Origin of the sequence: Bradyrhizobium sp. 76 (assembly GCF_023073025.1) — a bacterium.
Taxonomy (GTDB): domain Bacteria; phylum Pseudomonadota; class Alphaproteobacteria; order Rhizobiales; family Xanthobacteraceae; genus Bradyrhizobium.
This window is the reverse complement of the sequence record NZ_JADPIS010000090.1, coordinates 773,930-793,782: the sequence shown is the minus strand read 5'-3', so window position 1 is coordinate 793,782 and position 19,853 is coordinate 773,930. Positions and strand designations below refer to the sequence as shown.

At 64.3% G+C, this 19,853-nt stretch carries 19 protein-coding genes; 4 read left to right on the top strand and 15 right to left on the bottom strand.

What is annotated here, in order from left to right:
• Positions 1–63: 63 nt before the first annotated feature.
• From IVB48_RS20385 to IVB48_RS20370, 4 genes are all read left to right on the top strand, one after another.
• Positions 64–240, top strand: a complete 177-nt coding sequence (locus IVB48_RS20385) for a hypothetical protein (RefSeq protein WP_247402208.1) — start codon at positions 64–66, stop codon at positions 238–240.
• Positions 241–246: 6 nt separating this feature from the next.
• Positions 247–417 (top strand): hypothetical protein, encoded by a 171-nt coding sequence (locus tag IVB48_RS20380; RefSeq protein WP_247402206.1) that lies wholly within the window; start codon positions 247–249, stop codon positions 415–417.
• A gap of 162 nt (positions 418–579) precedes the next feature.
• Positions 580–1,344 carry a hypothetical protein gene (locus IVB48_RS20375; protein WP_247402205.1) on the top strand — a complete coding sequence of 255 codons (765 nt, stop codon included), beginning with the start codon at positions 580–582 and terminating at the stop codon, positions 1,342–1,344.
• A gap of 134 nt (positions 1,345–1,478) precedes the next feature.
• Positions 1,479–2,552, top strand: coding sequence for an acyltransferase (locus tag IVB48_RS20370; RefSeq protein ID WP_247402203.1), 1,074 nt, complete (start codon positions 1,479–1,481; stop codon positions 2,550–2,552).
• Here the strand turns inward: IVB48_RS20370 and IVB48_RS20365 are convergent.
• From IVB48_RS20365 to IVB48_RS20295, 15 genes are all read right to left on the bottom strand, one after another.
• Positions 2,533–3,879 (bottom strand): hypothetical protein, encoded by a 1,347-nt coding sequence (locus IVB48_RS20365; RefSeq protein WP_247402201.1) that lies wholly within the window; start codon positions 3,877–3,879, stop codon positions 2,533–2,535. The genes IVB48_RS20370 and IVB48_RS20365 overlap by 20 nt on opposite strands.
• A gap of 1 nt (position 3,880) precedes the next feature.
• A complete protein-coding gene (locus IVB48_RS20360; protein ID WP_247402199.1) occupies positions 3,881–4,126 on the bottom strand; it encodes a hypothetical protein in 246 nt (81 codons plus the stop codon).
• A gap of 48 nt (positions 4,127–4,174) precedes the next feature.
• Entirely contained in the window at positions 4,175–6,604 is a 2,430-nt protein-coding gene (locus IVB48_RS20355) for a hypothetical protein (RefSeq protein WP_247402197.1), read from the bottom strand.
• On the bottom strand, positions 6,601–7,992 hold the full coding sequence (locus IVB48_RS20350; protein WP_247402195.1) for a hypothetical protein: 1,392 nt from the start codon (positions 7,990–7,992) through the stop codon (positions 6,601–6,603). The genes IVB48_RS20355 and IVB48_RS20350 overlap by 4 nt, the downstream gene beginning before the upstream one ends.
• Entirely contained in the window at positions 7,989–10,691 is a 2,703-nt protein-coding gene (locus IVB48_RS20345) for a transglycosylase SLT domain-containing protein (protein ID WP_247402192.1), read from the bottom strand. Before IVB48_RS20345 ends, IVB48_RS20350 begins: the two co-directional genes overlap by 4 nt.
• Positions 10,692–10,701: 10 nt before the next feature.
• A complete protein-coding gene (locus IVB48_RS20340; protein WP_247402190.1) occupies positions 10,702–11,298 on the bottom strand; it encodes a hypothetical protein in 597 nt (198 codons plus the stop codon).
• Position 11,299: 1 nt separating this feature from the next.
• Entirely contained in the window at positions 11,300–13,525 is a 2,226-nt protein-coding gene (locus IVB48_RS20335) for a hypothetical protein (protein WP_247402188.1), read from the bottom strand.
• Between the two features lie 6 nt (positions 13,526–13,531).
• Complete coding sequence (locus tag IVB48_RS20330; RefSeq protein WP_247402187.1) at positions 13,532–14,170, bottom strand: hypothetical protein; 639 nt, start codon at positions 14,168–14,170, stop codon at positions 13,532–13,534.
• 55 nt (positions 14,171–14,225) lie between these two features.
• A complete protein-coding gene (locus tag IVB48_RS20325) occupies positions 14,226–14,849 on the bottom strand; it encodes a hypothetical protein (protein ID WP_247402185.1) in 624 nt (207 codons plus the stop codon).
• A 62-nt stretch (positions 14,850–14,911) separates the two neighbouring features.
• Positions 14,912–15,820 carry a phage capsid protein gene (locus IVB48_RS20320; RefSeq protein WP_247402183.1) on the bottom strand — a complete coding sequence of 303 codons (909 nt, stop codon included), beginning with the start codon at positions 15,818–15,820 and terminating at the stop codon, positions 14,912–14,914.
• A gap of 284 nt (positions 15,821–16,104) precedes the next feature.
• Positions 16,105–16,626, bottom strand: coding sequence for a hypothetical protein (locus IVB48_RS20315; RefSeq protein WP_247402181.1), 522 nt, complete (start codon positions 16,624–16,626; stop codon positions 16,105–16,107).
• Positions 16,627–16,667: 41 nt separating this feature from the next.
• A complete protein-coding gene (locus tag IVB48_RS20310; RefSeq protein ID WP_247402179.1) occupies positions 16,668–17,597 on the bottom strand; it encodes a hypothetical protein in 930 nt (309 codons plus the stop codon).
• Positions 17,594–17,893, bottom strand: coding sequence for a hypothetical protein (locus IVB48_RS20305; protein WP_247402176.1), 300 nt, complete (start codon positions 17,891–17,893; stop codon positions 17,594–17,596). Before IVB48_RS20305 ends, IVB48_RS20310 begins: the two co-directional genes overlap by 4 nt.
• Positions 17,890–19,518, bottom strand: coding sequence for a portal protein (locus IVB48_RS20300; protein WP_247402173.1), 1,629 nt, complete (start codon positions 19,516–19,518; stop codon positions 17,890–17,892). Before IVB48_RS20300 ends, IVB48_RS20305 begins: the two co-directional genes overlap by 4 nt.
• On the bottom strand, positions 19,518–19,793 hold the full coding sequence (locus IVB48_RS20295; protein WP_247402170.1) for a hypothetical protein: 276 nt from the start codon (positions 19,791–19,793) through the stop codon (positions 19,518–19,520). Before IVB48_RS20295 ends, IVB48_RS20300 begins: the two co-directional genes overlap by 1 nt.
• Positions 19,794–19,853 lie beyond the last annotated feature (60 nt).

The following is a 19,853-nucleotide window of genomic DNA, read 5'->3' as shown; positions in this document are numbered from 1 at the left end:
TGGTCGAACGGCAGGATTGGAGCAATAAACGCGCTCCCGCGTTGTTCAGGGCGGAGATCGATCATGACCCCAGAGAAGCGCGTACTGCTTGCCATCCGGAGCGCCCAGAACATACTGGCACATCACATCGAACCGGGCGGCCCGGACAACAAGGCAACCGTCGACGCCCTGCTCACCGTGCTCGATGACGAAGAGGTCGTCGCGGCCGTGCAGGAGCTTGAGCGTACGAAGGCGGAGTAGAGGCGAATGCCGATCGAGATCTACCAGGGCCACGTGCTCGAACCGCATCAACTGGAAGAACTCCGCGTGCAGCTCGAGGCGTTCGACACCATCGAGGAAGTCGATGCCGAGATGCGGGGCATCATCCAGCGCAACTGGCCCCACCTTGTCGCAAAGCTACCGCCTGAGGACGCCTGAGAGCGCGTCCGCTGTCCTTGAGGCATCTCTGCAGTCCCTTGAAGGGAGTGGACTATGCCGAACGGTCACTGCATGCTCCCGTCCATGGCTCAATACATGACATCGACGGGTTTGACCGGCGGCCCCGGCGGACCCGTGCCCTCGGCATCCTTGGCTTCACACATGGTTCTCGATGCCAGGATAAGCAGAGAGGATCTCGCTAAGACGTTAGCCTATTGCCATCGGACATACCTCCCGGAATGGACATCGAGCGATGTCGAGCTGGAAATTGCGAGAGGCAAGTACCTTGATCTTAGGTCCCCATCTCGCCCCACTCCTAGTCGCCTCTACAAGATGTGGCCCGCCAAGCACGCGGACAATCTCGTTAAGCTCGGAATTATTCGCCTCAATCCAGCGCTCTACTTTACCACCGTCGAAGCGCCCGCAATTAAGGACGAAAGGGAGGCCGCGTTCATCGAGTGCGGGATCGGGGTGGAACGGATCGTCGTCAACGCTTCAACTATTGGTAGGCACTCACTCCTGTTTTGCACGACTACAGACCGGAGCGTTAGATTTGAGGGCTACGATTCCTGTGTCGAAGTCACAAATCCTGAAGGCTTCTTGTCAGAACTGAGCAACGCTCTCCAACTGCGATCCGCGGCGTCCGGGGCAAATCGGCTCATGCAAGTCGGCCATTCACGGTGCTCCTATCAGCACTCGCGTGTCGTCGTCGGTCCCATGCATGGCTTTAACGAACACCTGGTTAAGCTTGGAGAGATATCTTGGGACACGATCAATATCTTGTCGCCCCAGAAATTCTTCATCAAAGGCGCCGACAATCAGCCTGAACGCGAGTACCGCATGGTATTTACGATGGAATTCGACGTTACCGGCCCTGTAGACTTGGAGATCAAGAAGTTGTCGGACTATTGTCGAAGGTTGTTCTGACCTGAAGGGAGCGGGACCCAATCACGGTCAGCGCTAGCGGACATCTCAAGGAAATACCTTGGCCAACCCAAGGGCACGGCTTGACAACCTAGGCGATACTGAACGATCAATTTACTTTGGGCAGGAAATTGATAATGGACCGATTTGATCGGAATTATATGCCGTGCCTGGACGGGCTGCGCGGGCTGGCGGCACTCATCGTCGTGCTCGGCCACGCTCCAATGCTGCAATATCCTGCGATCATTCAACCATTCGCGCGAGATTATGGCGTCCTGATCTTTTTCGTTCTCAGCGGCTTCCTGATGGGCAGCCTCTATCTGCCGAGACAGCCAACCAATCGTGCAGTGATCGAGTATGCCACATCGCGCGTCGCACGTATCTTGCCGCTGTACTTCGCGGTCGTGTTGATCTCCTACGCGATCGGCAAATGGGACCCCGACTTCGTTTACCAGATCTCCGCCGTGCAACTCGCGCGCCTCTTGACCTTCAACGGAAGCGTGTCAGTCTTTTGGTCGATAGGGCCGGAGGTGCAGTTCTACGGCCTTTTCATCTTGCTCTGGTGGATCGCGTATAGAAGCCGCGCCCTGTTCTTTGCGTTCACAATCGCGCTTGGCGCGATTTGCGTCGTCACGATCAGGTTCTGGCCGGGCATCTTCGTGCTATCCAAATTCCATATTTTCGCGTGCGGGGTTTTGATTGCCGCGATCCGCCCTCACATCACCCTCAACAACTTCGCGACCTTTTTCGTGCACGCGATCAGCGCGGCCTTGTTGCTCGCGATCTGCTTCAGTTCGTCGTTCCTCAAGACGTTCGGCGACGTCGGCGAGGACATGACCGCCTTTTATGATAGCGTGCCCCGCACCGCCGTCGCCGGGATTATCGTATTTGGCCTATCGTTCGACGGTTGGCTGGGCGAAGCCCTCTTCGCGACACGGCCGATGCGCTTCCTCGGCACCGTGAGCTTTTCAGTCTACCTGCTGCACGAAGCCGTCATGTACTGGGCCGGCAGGTTGATGCCACAGGACATGCACTCCTTTTTGTCGCTCCTCTTAAGCGTCGCTGCGGCTCTGGCTGCATCTTACGCAACCAACGTGCTGATCGAGAACCCGGCAAGACGGCGCATCAAAAGCATCAGAGTCCCTGATATCAAACCTTTAGGCGCGTCGCCCATACCGGCGTTTACGGATGTTACTGATCCAGCGCCTTAAACCCAGACGGGACGGAAAAGCTCTGTTCGGCCAATGCAAACCGTGAAGTAACCTGGCCGCCGTTCGTGTGGATTTCCCCGGCTGGATAGATCAATCCGCCGGTGCCGTTCGCAGTCAGCACCGAAGTGCTGGCACCGCCGACATTGGTGCTGGGGTTGTTGCTGGCGCTGTTGTTCCAGTTTCCGCCATTTATAGCCATCCAGTAGCTGCCGTTATCAAGGTCCAGTGCGTGCCGGATGACGTCACCGTTCACGGAAGCTCCGGACATTGAAGCTAGAACAACACTGTTGCCTCTAATGTTTTGGGTGCCGTATGCGCTCGCGGCACCATATCCCATCGCGTTAACAGTCCCCTGCAAATTGTTAACCTGTAGCGTGGCATCAAAATTTTCGTTGATGATGCCGACGATGGCACTCCCGATGTTGTCAAATACCGTCTCCCAGTACCATTTCCCGCTTCTTTTACCGATGAATCCGCGAAAGGCAGCATCAGTAAAGCCGGTCGTGGACCAAGCGACAGTGCGGTTGGCATTTGAGAGAGTTAGATATGACGTTCCATAGTCGAAAATGCTCCACGTCGCCGGAGCGTTCACGCGAGTACCTGCGCCTTGCAGCGCAGATATCATAACCGACTTTGCAATCGAACCCATGGCGGCTTCGCCAGCGACATTGGGGTGGAGTTTGTCTGCGCCGTAGTAGGTCAAATCGTCAGCAGCGGCGGCTGAGCCAAACCTAGCATCGCCAGAGAAATTGATCAGACCGTCACAATCTAAATCGCTATTCCAGTACGCGGCTATGTACGAATTGAGCGGAACTAACGTGCCCGTCCAGAAAGCCGGGTTATCGTCTCTCGCCGTAATAGTGCCGATGACTTTGCGCTGGTACCCCGTGACCCTGGCCTTTCGCAAGATCGTGCGCAAAATCAGGTATTTTTGCTGCGGCGTAGTGTCGTTCACGCCGCTGGTGTTGGTGCCAGCCATGATCGAAAAGATGTTGATATTTTTGGCCCCATCGAAGGCCGCACCGCCGCGCGTAGAATAGTTGTCGCGGATTGTCAGCGCTGAAATTCCGCTGGTGGCGATGTCGTTGAGATTGACCGTCGCGCCTCCAGTCAGAGACGTACTCGTGGGGGTGTTCGTGCCCGGCGTTGAAGGGGTTGCCCCCGGCATCGTGCCTAGGGCGGCGAACGGCCATGCCGGAGTTCCACCGAGACCGATTGTGATGCTGTCACCTTCGGCCACCCAATTGAACGTGAGGTTAGGGACGTTGTTCGTGCCCGCTCTCCCAAGGATAGCGGACGTCGGAATATCGAGGCCGATGCCGATCATCTCAGGTGAACGCGACGATGTCGGCTGCAGTCGTGGCGACCTTCACCTTGCTGGGCCGCACGGGCAGCAACTGCCCGTTGGCAACATTCTTGAGCACGACGTCTCCAGAGGGAAACGTCAGCGTAAGATTACCGCCGGTGCCGACGAACAGCGCGCGCACGGCGCTCAAGACTGTGCTGTCGCTGGGCGTCACTGCGACCGCATCTGCGGCGCCTGCCAGTCCCGCGATTTCGCGTTCGATACCCATAGGTGCTGCTCCGTTGGATCGTCCGACCCTACGGGCGCCAGGCGCCCGTCAACCGCCGCCGAAGCCCGCCCCAAGGTTCGGCGCCCGCTCCGGCGTCGCCTCGCCCTGGCGCCACCAATAGCCCTGCCCGTACTCCTTCTGCGCCCGTTGCTCGCGCCGGGCGAAGCTCTGCGAATAGGTCGGGTCGACCGCGCGATGGATCTGGTCGAAGATCAGTCGGTCGGTCGCCAGCCGCGAGAACCACAGGTTTGAGCCCGGCGTGATGTGCTTGACGAGCTCGATGCCCTGCCCGATCGCGCCAGGCCGGCCCTTGACGGCGGCTGCGCCAAATCGGCCGGCGTCGTCGATGAAGCCGCCGATCGGACCTGAAAACTTGCCGATGACGCTGCGGTCAGCCGCCTGCGAGACGCCGCCGACCAGGTCGCCGAAATAGCCGGCGCCGCCGCCCTGGATCGCCGCCTGCCCCCAGAACTTGACCTGGTGCATGTCGATCGGGTCCCGTCCCGATAGCATTTGGCGCGCCTGGATGATGCCGGCCCCGGCGAGCAGATGCAGGCCATAGAACAGCGCGTTGTTCATGGCCTTGTTGCCGGCGACGCCGTCCTTGATCGCCAGCGCTGTCATGTGGGTGGCGATCATCGTCATCGAAAACGACTGGAACATGGTCGCCGTGCGCGCGACCTCGCCCATGAAGGTGCCGGCCTGGGCGCCTTGCGTGGTGACGTTGCGGATCCGCGCGTCGGGCTCGAGCACGGCCAGCGCCCGCTCCTGCAGCACGCCCTCATAGAGCTTGCGCACCGTGTCGTCGGACGCCGCCAGCGAGCTGTCGAAGAACTTGGCGCCCTTGAAATCGAACTGCGGCAGCGCCCGCAGCTTGTCCCATTCGACCGCCGTGATGCCGTAGCGCTTCAGGAACGCCTGCAGCGGCGCCTCGAGGTCGCCGATGGCGCGGTCGGAGTTGCGGGCAACATAGCCCAGCATCTCCATCGTGAACGCCTTCTTGATGCCCTCGGTCCACGCATTGAGGCCGGAGGCGCGGATGACAAAGTCCGACGTCTTCTTGATCAGCTCCGGCGTGAACATCTGGTCGGCATAGCGGAACGTCGAGACCGCGTGGTCGCTCATCGCGTGCCCGGTCACCAGCAGCCGTGCAGCGTCCTCCTGCATTTTTGGATTTTCGGCGAAGATGGTCTCGATTGCGCGCGCCAGCACCTTGCCGCCGTCCATGCCGTTGTAGCGGGCGGCCAGCAGCGCGGTGACGCTGTCGCCGATCGAGGCCGAGACGGTCGCCGAGCCGAGCGAGGAGGCCGCCATTAGCGAGCGCGCCGAGCCGAGCACACCGCCCCACATCGCATTGTCGACACCGTTGGCGCGCCCCGACAGCACGGCATAGGTGCGGTCGATCGCGTTGCCGCTTTCCATGCCCAGCGTGCGCGCAGGCCGGACCCGGGCCGAGCCTGGCCGCCCCAGCTTTTCCCAAGCGCGCGCGTTCTTCGCCAGCATCGACGCGGTCACGGCATGCTGCGGGCCCAGTACGTCGACGAGGGCGCCCTCGCGCGCCATGGCGCCGAGGTGGCCGATCAGGGTGGAGAAGATCTCCGCGCCCGAGCCGTACTTCTCCTGCAGCTGCAGGAAGGCGTTGAGCCCGTCGCGGCCATCCTGAAACTGGAACGTGCGCATCTCCTTGGAGAAGGCGAGCGCGGCTCCCGCTTCCGTGATGATGTCGCGCGCGGCCTTGTCGACCAGCTGCTGGATGCGCGCCGGGTTGGTGGCGATCTCCAGCCGCTCCTTGTCGAACACCTTCAGCCCGCCGGACTGGATCGCATTGGCGACGTCGCGCCTGAACTCGTCGCCGGTACCGAAGCGACGGACCCGGTCGGCCGACCAGAACTGCGGCAGCCGCCAGTTTTCGTTCTCCTCGAAGATCTTGCCGGCGGACTGCACGAATTTGACGCCATATGCGGTTGCGTCCTTCCAGCCGGCGGCCGCGGCCTTCGCCACGGCATCGCCGCTGTCGACGTTGAACAGCTCGGACACCAAATTGCGGGCGCCGGCGGTGTTCTGCTTCAGGCCTGCGAGCTGCGACTTATAGGCCTCAAAACCGGCATTGAATTTCGAGAACAGGATCTCGCGCAGCGTCTGCGCGCGGGTGTCGACATTTTGCGTGCCGGTCCGGTAGATGTCGCGCGTCAGCACCGCCATGCCGCCGGCGGCCGGCCCCCACGGATGCGCCTGCGACACCTGCTCGGCCGTGGTCTGGCGCTGCACCTGCAGCGCGACCGCATTCTTCTTCTGCCGCGACGTCGTCATCATCTCGCGCGCCGCCTGCAACGCGGCAGCGGCATCGGCCTTCGCGGCCGGCATGTCGAGCGAGAATTTGTTCTGGTAGCGCCGCCACAGCGCGTCGGCCGCATCAGCTTGCGCGCGCGTGATCTTGCCCATCTTCTGCAGTTTTGTCAGGCAATCCTTGACGCTCATTCCGCCGCCTCCAGACCGATCACGCAGGCCTCAAGCTCATTTGCCGCCCGCTCGAATTCGTCGAGCTCCTTGATGACGTCGGAGAGCTTTTGCGTCGTGAATTGATAGCTGCCGTCGGGCAGCCGCGCCTGCGTCGTGAACTCGGCGTCCGGGTTGGCAGCGAGGACGTGGTCGATGTCGTGCGCGGCCGCATCGAACGTCTTCGGATCGGCCTCGAGGGCCGACATTTCTTGCGTCGTGAGATCGCGGGCGGATACGTCACGAGGTGACGCAACGACGTTTTCGTCGGTCGCGCCCAGCGCCGCCCGCTCCTCTGGCGTGGCCGCCTCGAGGCGCTTGTCCCAATAGCTGGCGACGTCGTCGGCCTCGCTGGGCATGCGGTCGAACCGCTCGACCTCCGGCGCCAGCCCATAGGTCTCCGGCCGCAGGTGCTTCTCGCCGGCGATGGCGAGCTCCTCCGGCGTCTGCGACTTGGCAGCTAACGCATAATCAGCCACATGGGCCGCATCAAAACCCTCCCCAGCCCGCACCGGCTCGCCGCGCACCGCCGACCTGGTCGCCTCGATCGTCGCATCCCGCGCCGCCGCTTCGCCCGCCGCCGTTGGGAATGGATTGGAGAGGTTCAGCTGCGCTTCGCTGGTCGCCGCATGCACCTCGTCGCGCACGGTCACCGGCAGCGTCCTGGCGCCGGTACCGGCCAGCTTTTGCAGGCCGCCGATACCGGCGCCGAAGATGCCGCCGAACAGCGCAGCCGAAGCGATCTCGCCGGGGATCTCGCGCAGCGAGCCGGGGACAGCCGCCGCCCGCGAGCTCGCGCCGCTGCCTGCGATAGCGGCTTCCGTCCCGCCGCCGATCAGCGCGAATTCGAGTGCGCGGAAAGCAATGCCGGCCTGGCCGGCGCCGCCGAGCGGCAGGGTGGCCATGGCGACGGGATCGGACACACCCGCGGCCAGGGTGCCGGTGATGGTGCCAAGCGTGCCGCCCCACGTGGCCTCACGGCGACCGAAGGCGGCAGCATCTTCGTGCGCCTTGCGCATACGTGACAGCGCCATCCCGTCGATGTCGCTCTCGCTCAATGGCCGCCAGCTCTGCCCGGCCCCTTCCAACGGCCTGGGCAGCTTGGCGATGCCGTCGTTGAGCTCCTCGAGGCTTACCGCACCGCCCATGCCATACAGCGGCAGCTGCACGCCCGTCTGCGCCTTGATGTCATCGTAATAGGTCGCAAGCGCCCGCTCGCGCGCATTCTGATAGTTGAGCGAGGAATTCCATTCGGTCATCGACCGCGTCGAGACGTCGAAGGCCTCGGAGAACTCGGCCGGCAGATCGGGCGCCAGATTGGATTGCGCATTCTGCAGCGCTGGAAGCGGATTGAAGAGGTCGAGGCTCACGGCAAAGCCCCCGATAGGGCGAGAGGATCATTGATAGGCAGGGCAGCGGGCTTGCGGCCGCGCAGATCCAGCACGAACGGCTTTCCATCACCGCTCGCCGCGTATTGTGGGTTGCCGTCGTCGCGGTTGACCTGCACGAGATAGCGGCCGTCGGCGACAGCCTGCAGCCTGGTGCTGCCGCGCAGAAACTCTGCCGTGATCGGCTTGCCCGATGTCGTCTGTGCGCCCGCGACGTCGGCATCCGTCAAGCCGAGCAGCACGCCATCAAAGGCAGCCTGCGTCATACCGCGCGCCGGCGCGATCACGGCCGAGCCATTGTGCGACAGCACGCCACCGGTGACGTCATCGGTCGCCTGCTTGAGGCGCGAGGTGCTCAGATTGCCGCTGCTGTCCTTAGCCTGCGCCGACAGGAACGCATAGCGCGCGTCGATCGCATCCTGCATCGAAGCATAGGAGCCGCGCGGATCCGTGCGCGAGGCGACGTTGAAGGCGGCGGCCGGCAGGTAGCTCGCCCGCGAGCTGTCATAGGTCTGGCGGTTGGTGCCCGTGGGCACATACTTCTCGTCGGTCTTTTGCGCGTCGATGCCCTGCAGGATCGAACCGGCCACCTCAGGCGCCAGGCCGTAGAGGCCGGCCGCCATCGTCACCGCGGGCCGGTCGGTCTTTGCGGTGCTGCCCGAGACGACCTGCGGCAGGGCGGCCGCGAAGGTCTGCGCCGACAGGCCCTTCGCAAGCTGGCCGATAAGGGCGGCGCGATCCGCCGGGGTCGCATCGGCATAGCGCTGATGAAACCCTTCCGCCTCCTGCGCCGTGAACGGCGAGCCGGATCCGCCATAGACCCGATGCGCGATCTGGGCCTGCGCGTCGCGGTTCCTCAGTGTCGAAATGAAATCATCGCCCATGGCACCGCTGGGGTCGATCGGCTGCAGCGCATAGAACCGTCCGCCGTCCTGGCCGCCGAGCATTACCGGTTCGCTGTCGCGCCGCTTGACCTGGTCGTCGCGGACAGCCTTGAAGGCCTTCAGCATGTTCGCGCCGGTCTGGGTCGCGCTGGCGCCAGGCGCCGACATCTCGGCCTCCATCTGCTTGATGCCGGCGTCAAGCAGCGCAGGCGGCGTCGACCAGGCCTGCCGGATCAAGGGCTGGGTCTTTTCCGCGAAGTCGAGATCGCGCAGCCGCCCGGCAGCGGCCGCATCGCCCCGCGCGGCTGCCGCCGTCTGGCTGGCGCGATAGTCCGCGATCCGCTGCGGCGCGACCTCATAGCCGGCGCGCATCAGGCTCGGGATAGGATCGGAGGTTTCGGCGGCCGCGGCCTGCACCGTCAACAGATGCGTCTCGCGCGCGTTCTGCTGTTGCAGCACCGCGCCAACGGCCGCCGTTGCCTGCAGCGTCGCCGACGGCGAGGAGAACTGCAAGTCCATCGGCGCATTGAAACGGCCGTAGAGCTTGCCGATGTAGTCCTTGGTTTCCTTGATGTCGACGACCGAGGCCAGCTGGCCGGGCGAGAAGCCGGTACCGAACTTTTCTTCCGCTTTGGCCTTCCACGCATCGGCGCGCCCGGGCCCGGCATTGTAGGCCGCAGCAGCCAGCGCCACGTTGCCGTCATAGCGCGTCACCATCTGCTGCCAGTAGGCCCGACCGAGCTGCAGGTTGAGACCTTGGTCAGTCGTCAGCCGCTGCTTCAGATCTGCATCCGACAGCGCCGCGATGTCCTTGCGGCCAAGCGCCGACGCAACCTCGCGCGCCGTGCCCGGCATGATCTGCGAAGCACCGAGCGCACCCTTGGGGGACACCGCCGAATTGTCGCCATTGCTCTCGATCGCGACGATGCCGTTGTCGAAAATCTTTTGGGCATGGTCCGGCTGCACAACCCGCCCGATCGAGAGCGACGCCGCCTCCGGGTGGAACGCCGCCGCATTCACCACGGCGGCCTGTGAATTGCCGTCGAGCCGCCCCTGCGCCGCGATCTTCAGGCTTTCGCGCCGGACCGGGTCGAGCGAGGCAAACACCGCCGGGTCATTCAGCGCCTTGATCGCAGCCGCCGGGTTGCTCTGCACCAGCCCCATGGCATCGGCCTGATCGAGCTGCCCCGAAAACGACTTGAACCGCGCAACAGCCGTCTGCCCGTCGATCCAGCCGGCGCCATGCAGCCGCTCGAGGTCCGAGCTGACGCGGTCGATCGCGGCCTGCCGCTCCTGCGGCGACTTCGCGGTGGCCGCATCGTTCAGCGAGGTCTGCGTCAGCGTGTCGTTGCCGGCGATGTTGACGTCGCGCTGGCGGCCGAGCTGGGCGGTACGGACCTCGTTTTCCGACGACAACGCCACGCGTGTCATCTGCAGCGAGGTTGCGGCTCGCAGCTTCGGGTCGGAAATATTGGCGAGGGCGTCGCGCTGGTTCTCCGCAGCCTGGTCGCGATAATCCTTCTCGGCGTTCTGGAAGTCCTGGCTTTCGACGTGCTGCTGACGAAGCTCCGCATTCTTCGTCAGAAACTGTTCCATGCCCCGGGACGCCAGCGTGTGCTGCTCGCCTTCCTGCAGCTTGGTCGCGACCTGCTGCATCTCCTGGCCCAGGCCGCTGACGGCCTTGCCGACAGCGGACACATCCGGCGTTGCCGGCATCGACGCCGGCTGAAACGCGCGCAACGGCGAATTGGATGCGCCGACCTGTTCCTGCTGGTGATACTCGGGAAGCCCTGCCATCACATCAACCTCACCGATAGGCCGGGAAAGACTGCTGACCCACCTGAATGGTACCGAGCGCTCCACCCGAGCCGCCGCCCGCACCGCCGCCCATCGCGCTGACGCCTGACAGCAGAGCGCTGCCGGCGCCGATGATGCCGGCCGTCATGTCCGCATCGCCCTTGTAGCGAGCCATCGTCGCACTCAGCATGTCGGACGCGCCTTGCGCCTGGTAGCTCGCTTTGCTCGTCAGCGCGTTGGCCTTGTCGATGTCGAACGACGCGGCCGCAATGTTCATGTCGGTCTGGATGCGCCCTGCCGTCTGCCCTTGCACCAACAAGGGCGAGCCGAACGACGGGTCGAGGTTGCCGCCGGCGAAATACGACCGCTGCGCCGCCAGTGTCGAGCGGCCCATCTCCGCAATCTTGCCGAGCTCGGTCTTCTCTTTGGACGCTGCGAAGTCGACGCCCATGCCGGCAATCTCGGCGTTCACACCGTCAAGCGAGGCCTTGTTGTCGTACGCCTTGCCCTGCAGCGCATCCATGGCGGAGGACGATGCGCCGCCCATCAACTTGCCAATCGCGTTGACGCCGGCAGAGGCCACGAGCGCAATCGTGAACGGATCCATCTCAGTCCTCCGCCACTTCGATTTTGGGTGACAGCGCCAGTACCGTGCAGGGCAGCGCGTCGTCGCATTCCAATTCGAGCTGGGCTTCTTCGGCCCAGGCGCCCTCTACCGTCATCTTCAGCTTTTTCGAGACCAGCGGCGGCATCGCGGAATATTCATAGGCGCCGGTCTCGATCGCCGGCTCCCACAGATCCGGATTGTCTTCTTCCGAATTGTAGACGCGCAGCCGCCCGCCGCCGGCATAGAGCAGCTGCACCAGCGCCTCATGCACCGTCTTTTGCTCGCCGGCCGTCGATCCGGTTTGCGTGTTGAAATTGCGCGGCAGATCGCGGATGTAGCCTCGCACCGGAATGCCGACCAGGACGTCATCGGACGGACGGTCGAGCGCGATGGTTCCGCCAACCACGACCTTGCGCTTCTGCATCGCGCCGTCGGCGAACACTCCGACCGTTTGTCCCTCCAGATGCGCCAGCTGGGTGATCTGCGTCAGGCCCGAACCCGTGATCCGCAGAGCGCAATCGAGGAACCAGGCGCCGGCCGCCGTCGCCGCCTTGACGTCCTGCGGCTGGAAGTAGTCGGCCATCTGCTCGACATAGCGCTTGGTTTGGCCGGCGATCGTGCGTCGCACGATCAAATAGACCTCATCGGTCCCCGACGAGACCGAAGGAATGCTGCACATGTCCTCGATAAAGGCATTGGTGCGCGGATGCCGGCAGAATGCCGCCACCTGCTGCTCCGGCATGAAGGTCAGCGACGCCAGGCTGCCGTCGGAGAACCACAACCAGAGCACCCGGTTCGGATCTCGCTGCCAGCAGGCGCCGACGACGCCGGGCGCAAAAATATGCTCGGCGACCACCGAGAGCTCCTGGCTCGCGAGCTGCTGCGATTGGCTCGCCGGGTCGACCTTGACGTAATGCAGCCGCTTCTGGGTGCGGCCGAGGAACATCACGCCGCCGTCGATCGCGTTGGCAATCTGCGGCGCTGACCCGTCCGAGCCCATCGCAAACGGCCGGGTCGTCTTGGGCGTCAGGGCATCGAAAGCGGACGGCCCGCGCAGCACCCACTCGATATCGGAGGTGCCGAGCATCAGGATGCCCGACGACGGCAGCGCCCACTTGATCTCGACCAGCGACCCGTCAGGCGCGATCACCCGGAATGCGATCGCGTCGGTGTCGTCGGCCTTGGCGAGGTCGAAGTTCTGAACGTCGTCTTCACCTGTCAGCCAGCCGATATTGCCGCGGTACCAGCCGAGCCGCGGATAATTGTAGGCGACGACTTCCGGATACCCCTTGCTCGCCGTCCAAGCCGGCGCTGACCACCGATAGGTGCCCCCGGAGACCACCGTCGCAGGCAGCTGCGTCAGGATCGTGCCTATAGCGCTGTTGGCGTTGGTGTAGCCCGTGATGCGCACAAAGCCGTAACCGGGATGCAGGAACCGCCATGTTTGCTTGCCTGAGCCCGCAGAGACATCGCCCTCGATATGGATGGGAGCATTCGGCCCGGCGTCCGCGGATCCGATCGTGGCCGCATAAACATTGCCGTTCCAGCGTCGCTGCTGACCCGAGGCAATGCCGGTTTCGATCGCCGACCATTCCGGCGTCAGCGACAGATCGCGATCGTCGAGCCGCATGACGGCGCCAATCATGTCGGCCGCGAATGGGCTACCGACGCCGGTGAGAGCGACGCCCGTTCCCGAGTTCGCGGCCGCCTGCACCGTGATGGCAGTGTCCAGATTTTGGGTGTCGACCGGCCCTGAGGTCGGCGCGTAGTCGACGCAGGTCCAGCTCAGGTTCGAGACCCGCGTGATCGTCTGCGGCTTTGCGGTACCGGAGGCAACGAAGATCTGGTTGCCCGCCTGCGCCGCGCGCAAATTCGCAAGATCTGCCTCGGCCCACGGCACCGACGCCTCGTACGGCGTCGTGTCCGGGTTCTGCAGAAACCCACCCTGGCGAACGAAGCGGCTGACGCCGGCATTGATCACCAGCGCGTAATAGTCGCTCGAGGTCCGCCGGAACGGCACCAGCTTGCCGCGTTGCGACTGATCCTTGAGCTCGAGCACGAAGCGCGTGCCTGGCGCGCGCGTGGCGCCGCCGCCCTTCATGACGATGAAGTTTTCCATCGCCTCGACGGCGATCTGGTATTTCGCGAGATCCGCGCGCGCGGCGATTTGCGGGCCGATCTCGCCGCCGGCAAACGTGACGCGGTCAATGGAGGAGCGGACGGTCATGCCGCCTCACCAGAGCCGACGGCCGGAAAAGCCGCGGCCGCGGCGCGCCGCCTCCCAGGAGGTCTCGGGACGGCATTGCTGGCGGCGCTCCTTGGCATCGATCGTTGCGGCGCCTGAGACAGCGCCCTCGGCGCGTTGGCGCATCTGCTCGCCGAGCTCGCGCGAGCGGCCGAGGCTTTCCGCGAGATAACTGGCCAGCATGAAACCAAAGGCGTCGAGGAACAGGCTGTCCCACAGCCGCGGTGTCCTGACATCCTTGGTGTAGCAGACGGTCGGGTCGGTGATGTTGGTGACGAGGATAATCACCTCGACGTCCACACCACCGACCGAGGCCGCGCCGCTCTCGACGTCCCACTCGCGCTGATTATCGCCCTTGATGAAGCGGACGCGCAGGCACTCGGCCGGCATCGGAAAGCGGAGCTTCAGGTGACCAAGCGACTGCACAGGATCCTGCGCTGGCTGCACCCAGCCGGTGGCGAAATTCCATGGCTTGAGCCGGAGCGTGGCCTGGCGCGCCACGGGGAAAAACTGCCGCACCTTGCGCGCCCGGGTCGTGGTGTCCGACATGGACGCGATCTCGGGCTGGCCGAGATGGCCGAGCGCGAGATTTGCCGCGAATTCTTCAGTACCGACGGTTGCGGTCATCGTCGCCCCAAGACGAGAGGAGACGCCGCGCGGTCACCCGCGCGGCGTGGAGGCGTCAGGCGCCCTTGCTGTACGAGATGTTGCTCCAGACGCTGCCGGCTGCCGTCGCTGCCACATTGAGCGTCAGCCAAAGCGCAAGGTTGCCGCCGGGGTTGGCCGACAGGCCGGCGATCTCCCATGCGCGCTTCTTCATGTTCGCCGGCGTCGCAACGCCGGAGCCGGTTGCCGCCGCCAGCGAAACCGTCGCCGCCGCGGCCAGCGTCTGTCCGTTGACGATACAGTCCGCCACGATCATCGCGCCGCCGTTGGGATAGGCCAGGCCGATATCGTTGTCGGTGGCGCTGGTGATTGCGGTGGTGACGATGCTCGACAGCGGATCGATAATTGCATCAGCCGGCACCTCGCCAATCATATACTTCGAACCGATGCTGTCGCCGTTCGCGATCGCAATGAGCGAGTTGATGCGCCGCACCTCCGCCGCCGCGTTGATGCCGTCGATTGCCTTGAGAGACGACGGATCGCGCGCACCGCTTCCGTAACCGATAACGACGGCCATCGCGACGAAACCGGCGCCGCCCGCCGCATGGTGCACAGCGTCCATCTGCACGATGCCGCCGACAAGCGCCACAACTGCGAGCAACCCGGCGATCGCCAGTCCCCGCTGATAGTTCTTTGACATCTTCGTCTCCTGGTGAATTGGAAAAAGGTGAAGGCGCCGGCCGAGGCCGACGCCAGCGCGCGTTACTTCTTGGTCAGGATCTTGACGACCTTGATGTCTTCCGACCGTGCCGCACCGAGCCACTGCTCCATCTGCGGATGCGGGCGCATCATCTTGTCGGGTCGCAAGGGCACGTTGACCGTCAGCGGATCGAACTCGCCCCAATACACGCCGGACTTGCAGAACAGCGCGGAGGTGTAGGTCGAGCCGTCGTAGTCTGCGAACGCTGCCGAACCATCATTCGGCGGCAGGATGGTGATGTTGAGGATCCGCTGCGGCTCGTCCGGGGTCTCGAGCGGCTTGCCGTTGCGGTAATCGTGGCTGATGAAGGTGAGATCGCGGAACAGCTCCTCGATCTGCTGCGCATTGCCGGAGTAGAACAGCTCCTCATCCCCCGTGATGACCTGGCCGGACTGCATCAGCCGGCGGCCGCGGAGCAGCTTGCGCACGTTCATGCCGGTCGCCGTGGTGTCGTCGGTCGAGGACGCGCCGATGCCGACGGTGACGGTTTGGCCGGCCCACGCCGATACGGTGGTGCCGTCGGCGCCGATCTTGCGCGAGCCGAACACGGCTTGCGACAGGATCGTGTCCTTGCCGCGCACCATCGCGGCGGCGCCGGCCTGGGTGAACGGGCCCTGATAATCGGTCAGCGCCTTGATCGCGTCTTCCTTCTCGATCAGCTTGCCCCAGGCGAGCTGGCGCGGCGTGATCCAGACCGGCTCGATCGAGTTGTCGATGTCGGGGGTGTCAGCCTTGCGGCCGAGGTCGACCACGGCCGACGCCGAGCCGATCAGCTCAACCATCGTCGACTGCCGGCCGGACAGCCCGGTCTGATACGAAAAGCCCATGTCGAGCCGCGAGCGCTTTTGCTGCACGGCCAGCATGATGTTGTTCTGGTAAGTGAGTTTATGTGCGTCGGTAATCGGTCCCATTGGGATCTCCGGACGAAGCGTTGAAGGGTTCGGTTGCTTCGGCCGGGGTGCGGCTCATGCTTGCGCACGAACGGGCCCGCCTATCGTTTAACGCCTGCATTCGGCGGAGCGGCTTTCGCTCAGGTCAGGCGGGCCTCGCGAACGAGGGTGCGGCCGATTTAGAAATGGGGCCGCTCATGAGGAGCGGCCCAAGTCTAGGGAGGAAACGCCCAAGGAGGGCAGCGACGGCGCGAACGCCGCCGCACGGATGCAAACCTAGGTGACGGCTGAGGCCGTCAACCGCATCAGTCGACCGATTTGACGTTCTTGCCGCCGTAATCGTTGCCGGCGGTCGCGCGGATGACACCGACCAGGCGCTTCTTCTTGAACTCGTAGACATGGTCGGAGCCCGCAGGGCGGTACTTTCCATCCGGCACCGGGTGCTCGCCGCCGAAACGCTCGTCGTCCTCACCGGGCTCGAAGCTGCCGGCGCGCCCCTCCTGGGGGATGTCGCGGGAATATTCCGCGTGGACGCGGCGCACCGCCCTTGCGGCTTCGGTCCGCTTGTCGTCCGAGGTGGCGACCATCGCCGCCTCCTCCTCATCCATGGCGCGGATCCGGCGCACACCCTCGCTCGCGTCGGCTTCAGCCTTGAGCAGGATCGCCGCCTCGAGATCCTTGCGCTCGGGATACTTCTCGATCGGCACGTCGGCGCGCTGCGCCAGCGCCTTGACGCCGGCGTCATCCATTCTTTTAAGCTCGGCCTCGAGGCCTTCGATCAGTTCTTTGATCCGGGCCTTCTCGCCCGCCGTGAGTTCAGCTTCCATCGTTTGCTCCTGTTGCTCCTGCCACACTCAATTGAAGCTCGCTATTTGCGAGCCTCGATCTCCATCAAGTCGGAGCGCTGCTTCACAAAGGCGGCGTTCTGCGGATGCCGCGGATTGTTAAAGACCGCGAACCACTCCTTGTCGTTTTCAAGCGCGAGCCGTTCCGAACGCGCTTGCGCCGGCGTCTTGGCGCCGAAGCTGCCGCCGGCCTGGCCGACGAGTTTATCCTCGCCCATCGCGGCGCCGATCCGCTCGAACAGCTCGACCATCGCGGGCGAGCCCATCGCCTGATCCATCTGGGCGCCGGTGACGCTGTCGGGCTTGAAGAACGCGAAAGCGCGCTTCGCGATCGTGGTGCGCTCGTCGTACTTATCGCCCCAGTTGCCGCGAAGCTTGTTGTCGAGCTCACGGTTGGCGACGGCGCCGGCATCGCGGAATGCCTTCAGCTGCGCATTCTCATGCGCATGCATGCCGTCATAGACCGCCTTGGCCTGCCACGGCGCCAGCCGCGCGTCATGGGCGAGATCCGCGAACTTGCCGAACGCCTTCTCGTCGTGCACCTCGCCGTCGGCAAGCTTTGGCGCCTCAATCGTGTAGGCCTGCCGGTCCGGGTTCCAGCCGAGCTCAGTGTAGCCGCCCCAGCCCTTCAGATTGTTCGGGTCGGGCTTGCCCACGACGTTGCGGTTGCGCGCCATCTCGTCGGCCTGGCGCGCCGATGACAGTGCCGTTTTCAGGTCGGGGAAGTTCTTGCCGTCGAGATATTTGACGGTGTCCGCATCGAAGCCATGATCAGGGGACCGCCACCAGCCTTGATCATTAGGAGATGGTGAAGGCGCCGGCGCCGGTGCCGGCGCCGGTGCGGGGGAAGGCGACGGGGCTGGGGCCGGAGATGGCGACGGCGACGGAGAAGGCGCCGGTGCCGGCGATGGCGACGGTGCGGGCGCGGGTGACGGCGATGGATCAGTGCTCACTTGGTGCCTCCTTGCGTGCGGTCAATTTTGGTCAGTTCGAACAGGGCGAGATGGTCGACGTTCGCCAGCTTGAAGATCTCCAGCGCGCATTGCCGGCGCCCTTCGGCGATCGCGGCAAGATGGGCATTGGGCTCGTTGATTGGCGCAAACACGTGATTGCGGAGCGCGATGTCCGCCAGCGTTGCCTTGAACTGCCCACCGAACCCGACGTAACCGCGAATGACTTCCATCCGGCGCTGATCGTCGCCCCAGACGGTGCGAAACCAGTTGGGCCAGTTCTCGAATTTGATCTTCATCTGCCGGCGCGGCCCTTCGCGAGCGTCTTGGCCTGGTCAGCGTGCGAGACGTCGGCATAGATTGCCGCCTGCTGCTCCTGCTGCTGCAAAGCGATCGCCTGCTGCTGCGCCTGCGCGCGGGCCTGCCGGATCTGTTCGACCTGCCGCGGGTCCAGCTTGATCGAGGGAACGCCGGAGAGCGCGTCATGCAGCACGCCGGAATAGCCGTCGACGTCGATATCGTCGACCCAGCGCGGATCCTGCGTCGCTTCGAACAGCTTGATCTTGGTCGACACCCAGCTGGTGGCGCCGTTCGCCGTATCGGCCTTTTGCGCCTTGACGAACGGCGACACGAAGGTCGGCGTCACGGCGGCACGCAGCAACTCCGGCGGCGGCGGGCCGATGGTGCGGGTCACCACGCCGAGGCGATCGAGCAGCAGGGCACGGCGACGGATGAAGCCGGCAAGGCCGCGCTGCACGCGGATCAGGTTTGGCGCCAGCGATTTCAATTCGTCCTGGCTGAAGGCCTGCACTTCCTCTGCCGTCATCTGCGGCCGCGCGCCGAGCGTCGAGGCTAACGCGAAGCGGAACGCGCGCCGCACCTGGTTGCGCAAATCGTTCTGCAGCTGCAGCGGCAGCGCGAGCTGCTTCGAGCGCTCCAGCAGCTGCGCCGGCGGCTTGCCGTTGCCGGCACTGTCGCCAAACAGCACATTGCCCGGCACGATGTCGGCCGTGGTCATCACGTCCTCGTCGGACGCCCACCACATCGGCTCTGCATCGAACTGGATGCCGACCATAGTGGCGCGCGCGACCTCGTCGAGCGACGACATGTCCGGCAGCGCGTTGTGCCCGGGACCACGCGCCCAGACGCGGCCCGAGCGCATCGACCATTCGATCTGATGCACCGGCAGATCGAAATAGCCGCTCTCTGTGTAAAAATTCGTCTTGTCGGGCGACGCGTAGCAGGACTTGAACGGCATGTGTCTCGCGAACGGACTGCCTGGCCGAAACTCAGGATTGGGCGAAAGCGCGTGCACGAAGACGATCTCTTCATCGTCTCGCGCGGTTGGGGCGCGATCGCCGAACTTGCCTTTGGCCTGGCGCCCCGTGAGCCGGAATTCCCGATGGAACGTGTCGAGGTCGCCGTTGGCGTCAACGTCCTTGTAGCAGCCGGAGATCGCGAGGTTAGGGGTAACGATGCGCCCCTGCCCGACCATCTCCTCCTGCCACATGAAGCCGGAGCCGAGCATACCCATGTCGCCGAACCAGCCGGGGACGTTGAGATAGAAATTGTCGATGGTCGGGTCGATCGAGGCCAGGATCAGCGTGGTGTAATTCCACAGATAATCCTTGGCCGGCTTCCACTTTGCGAGCTCCGGATCGGCCGGGACGCCCCAGGAGAACCAGCGCTCGGCCGGGTTGGTCGCCTTCGAGAACATGCCGCCGACATAGTCGTCGTTGGCATAGAGCGGCGTGCTGTCGAAGGGATCATCGCCATTCGGCTGGCGCTGGTCGTTGCGGTTGCCGCCGGAGAGATCCTCGTCACTCTGCATCAGCCGCGCGATCTCGCGCCAGCGCGGCTCCTCGAGCGCGCGCTTCTTCTTCAGCTCGGCGTGACGCCCCTCGATCTCCGACCAGGCTGACATTACTGGCCCGACAGCAGGCGGAAGCCGATGGGCGGAGCGCCGAGCTGGGTCTGCATTCCGATCCCGAAGGAGGAGCCCTGCTGCAGCTTTCGCTTCTGGTTCTCGGTCGCGACCACCGCGCTTTCGCTGTCGCTCGCCGGCGCCGCCGCAGCGGCCGCCAGAACAGCCGCATCCTGCTGTGCCTTCAGCGCCTGCTGCTGCGTCGCAGTCGCGGCGGCCTGTGCCGCGTCGGCCTTGCTGGTATCCGGCGGATCCATGCCGAACCAGTCATCCATGATTTTGCCGAAACTCCAGCCCATGAGGCGCCCGCGGGTTATGTTGAGGTTACCGACCCT

Coding starts and splice junctions, on each gene's coding strand:
- IVB48_RS20385 (WP_247402208.1), top strand. CDS start 64: ATGACCCCAGAGAAGCGCGTACTGCTTGCCATCCGGAGCGCCCAGAAC.
- IVB48_RS20380 (WP_247402206.1), top strand. CDS start 247: ATGCCGATCGAGATCTACCAGGGCCACGTGCTCGAACCGCATCAACTG.
- IVB48_RS20375 (WP_247402205.1), top strand. CDS start 580: ATGGTTCTCGATGCCAGGATAAGCAGAGAGGATCTCGCTAAGACGTTA.
- IVB48_RS20370 (WP_247402203.1), top strand. CDS start 1,479: ATGGACCGATTTGATCGGAATTATATGCCGTGCCTGGACGGGCTGCGC.
- IVB48_RS20365 (WP_247402201.1), bottom strand. CDS start 3,879: ATGATCGGCATCGGCCTCGATATTCCGACGTCCGCTATCCTTGGGAGA.
- IVB48_RS20360 (WP_247402199.1), bottom strand. CDS start 4,126: ATGGGTATCGAACGCGAAATCGCGGGACTGGCAGGCGCCGCAGATGCG.
- IVB48_RS20355 (WP_247402197.1), bottom strand. CDS start 6,604: ATGAGCGTCAAGGATTGCCTGACAAAACTGCAGAAGATGGGCAAGATC.
- IVB48_RS20345 (WP_247402192.1), bottom strand. CDS start 10,691: ATGGCAGGGCTTCCCGAGTATCACCAGCAGGAACAGGTCGGCGCATCC.
- IVB48_RS20340 (WP_247402190.1), bottom strand. CDS start 11,298: ATGGATCCGTTCACGATTGCGCTCGTGGCCTCTGCCGGCGTCAACGCG.
- IVB48_RS20335 (WP_247402188.1), bottom strand. CDS start 13,525: ATGACCGTCCGCTCCTCCATTGACCGCGTCACGTTTGCCGGCGGCGAG.
- IVB48_RS20330 (WP_247402187.1), bottom strand. CDS start 14,170: ATGACCGCAACCGTCGGTACTGAAGAATTCGCGGCAAATCTCGCGCTC.
- IVB48_RS20325 (WP_247402185.1), bottom strand. CDS start 14,849: ATGTCAAAGAACTATCAGCGGGGACTGGCGATCGCCGGGTTGCTCGCA.
- IVB48_RS20320 (WP_247402183.1), bottom strand. CDS start 15,820: ATGGGACCGATTACCGACGCACATAAACTCACTTACCAGAACAACATC.
- IVB48_RS20315 (WP_247402181.1), bottom strand. CDS start 16,626: ATGGAAGCTGAACTCACGGCGGGCGAGAAGGCCCGGATCAAAGAACTG.
- IVB48_RS20305 (WP_247402176.1), bottom strand. CDS start 17,893: ATGAAGATCAAATTCGAGAACTGGCCCAACTGGTTTCGCACCGTCTGG.
- IVB48_RS20300 (WP_247402173.1), bottom strand. CDS start 19,518: ATGTCAGCCTGGTCGGAGATCGAGGGGCGTCACGCCGAGCTGAAGAAG.
- IVB48_RS20295 (WP_247402170.1), bottom strand. CDS start 19,793: ATGGATGACTGGTTCGGCATGGATCCGCCGGATACCAGCAAGGCCGAC.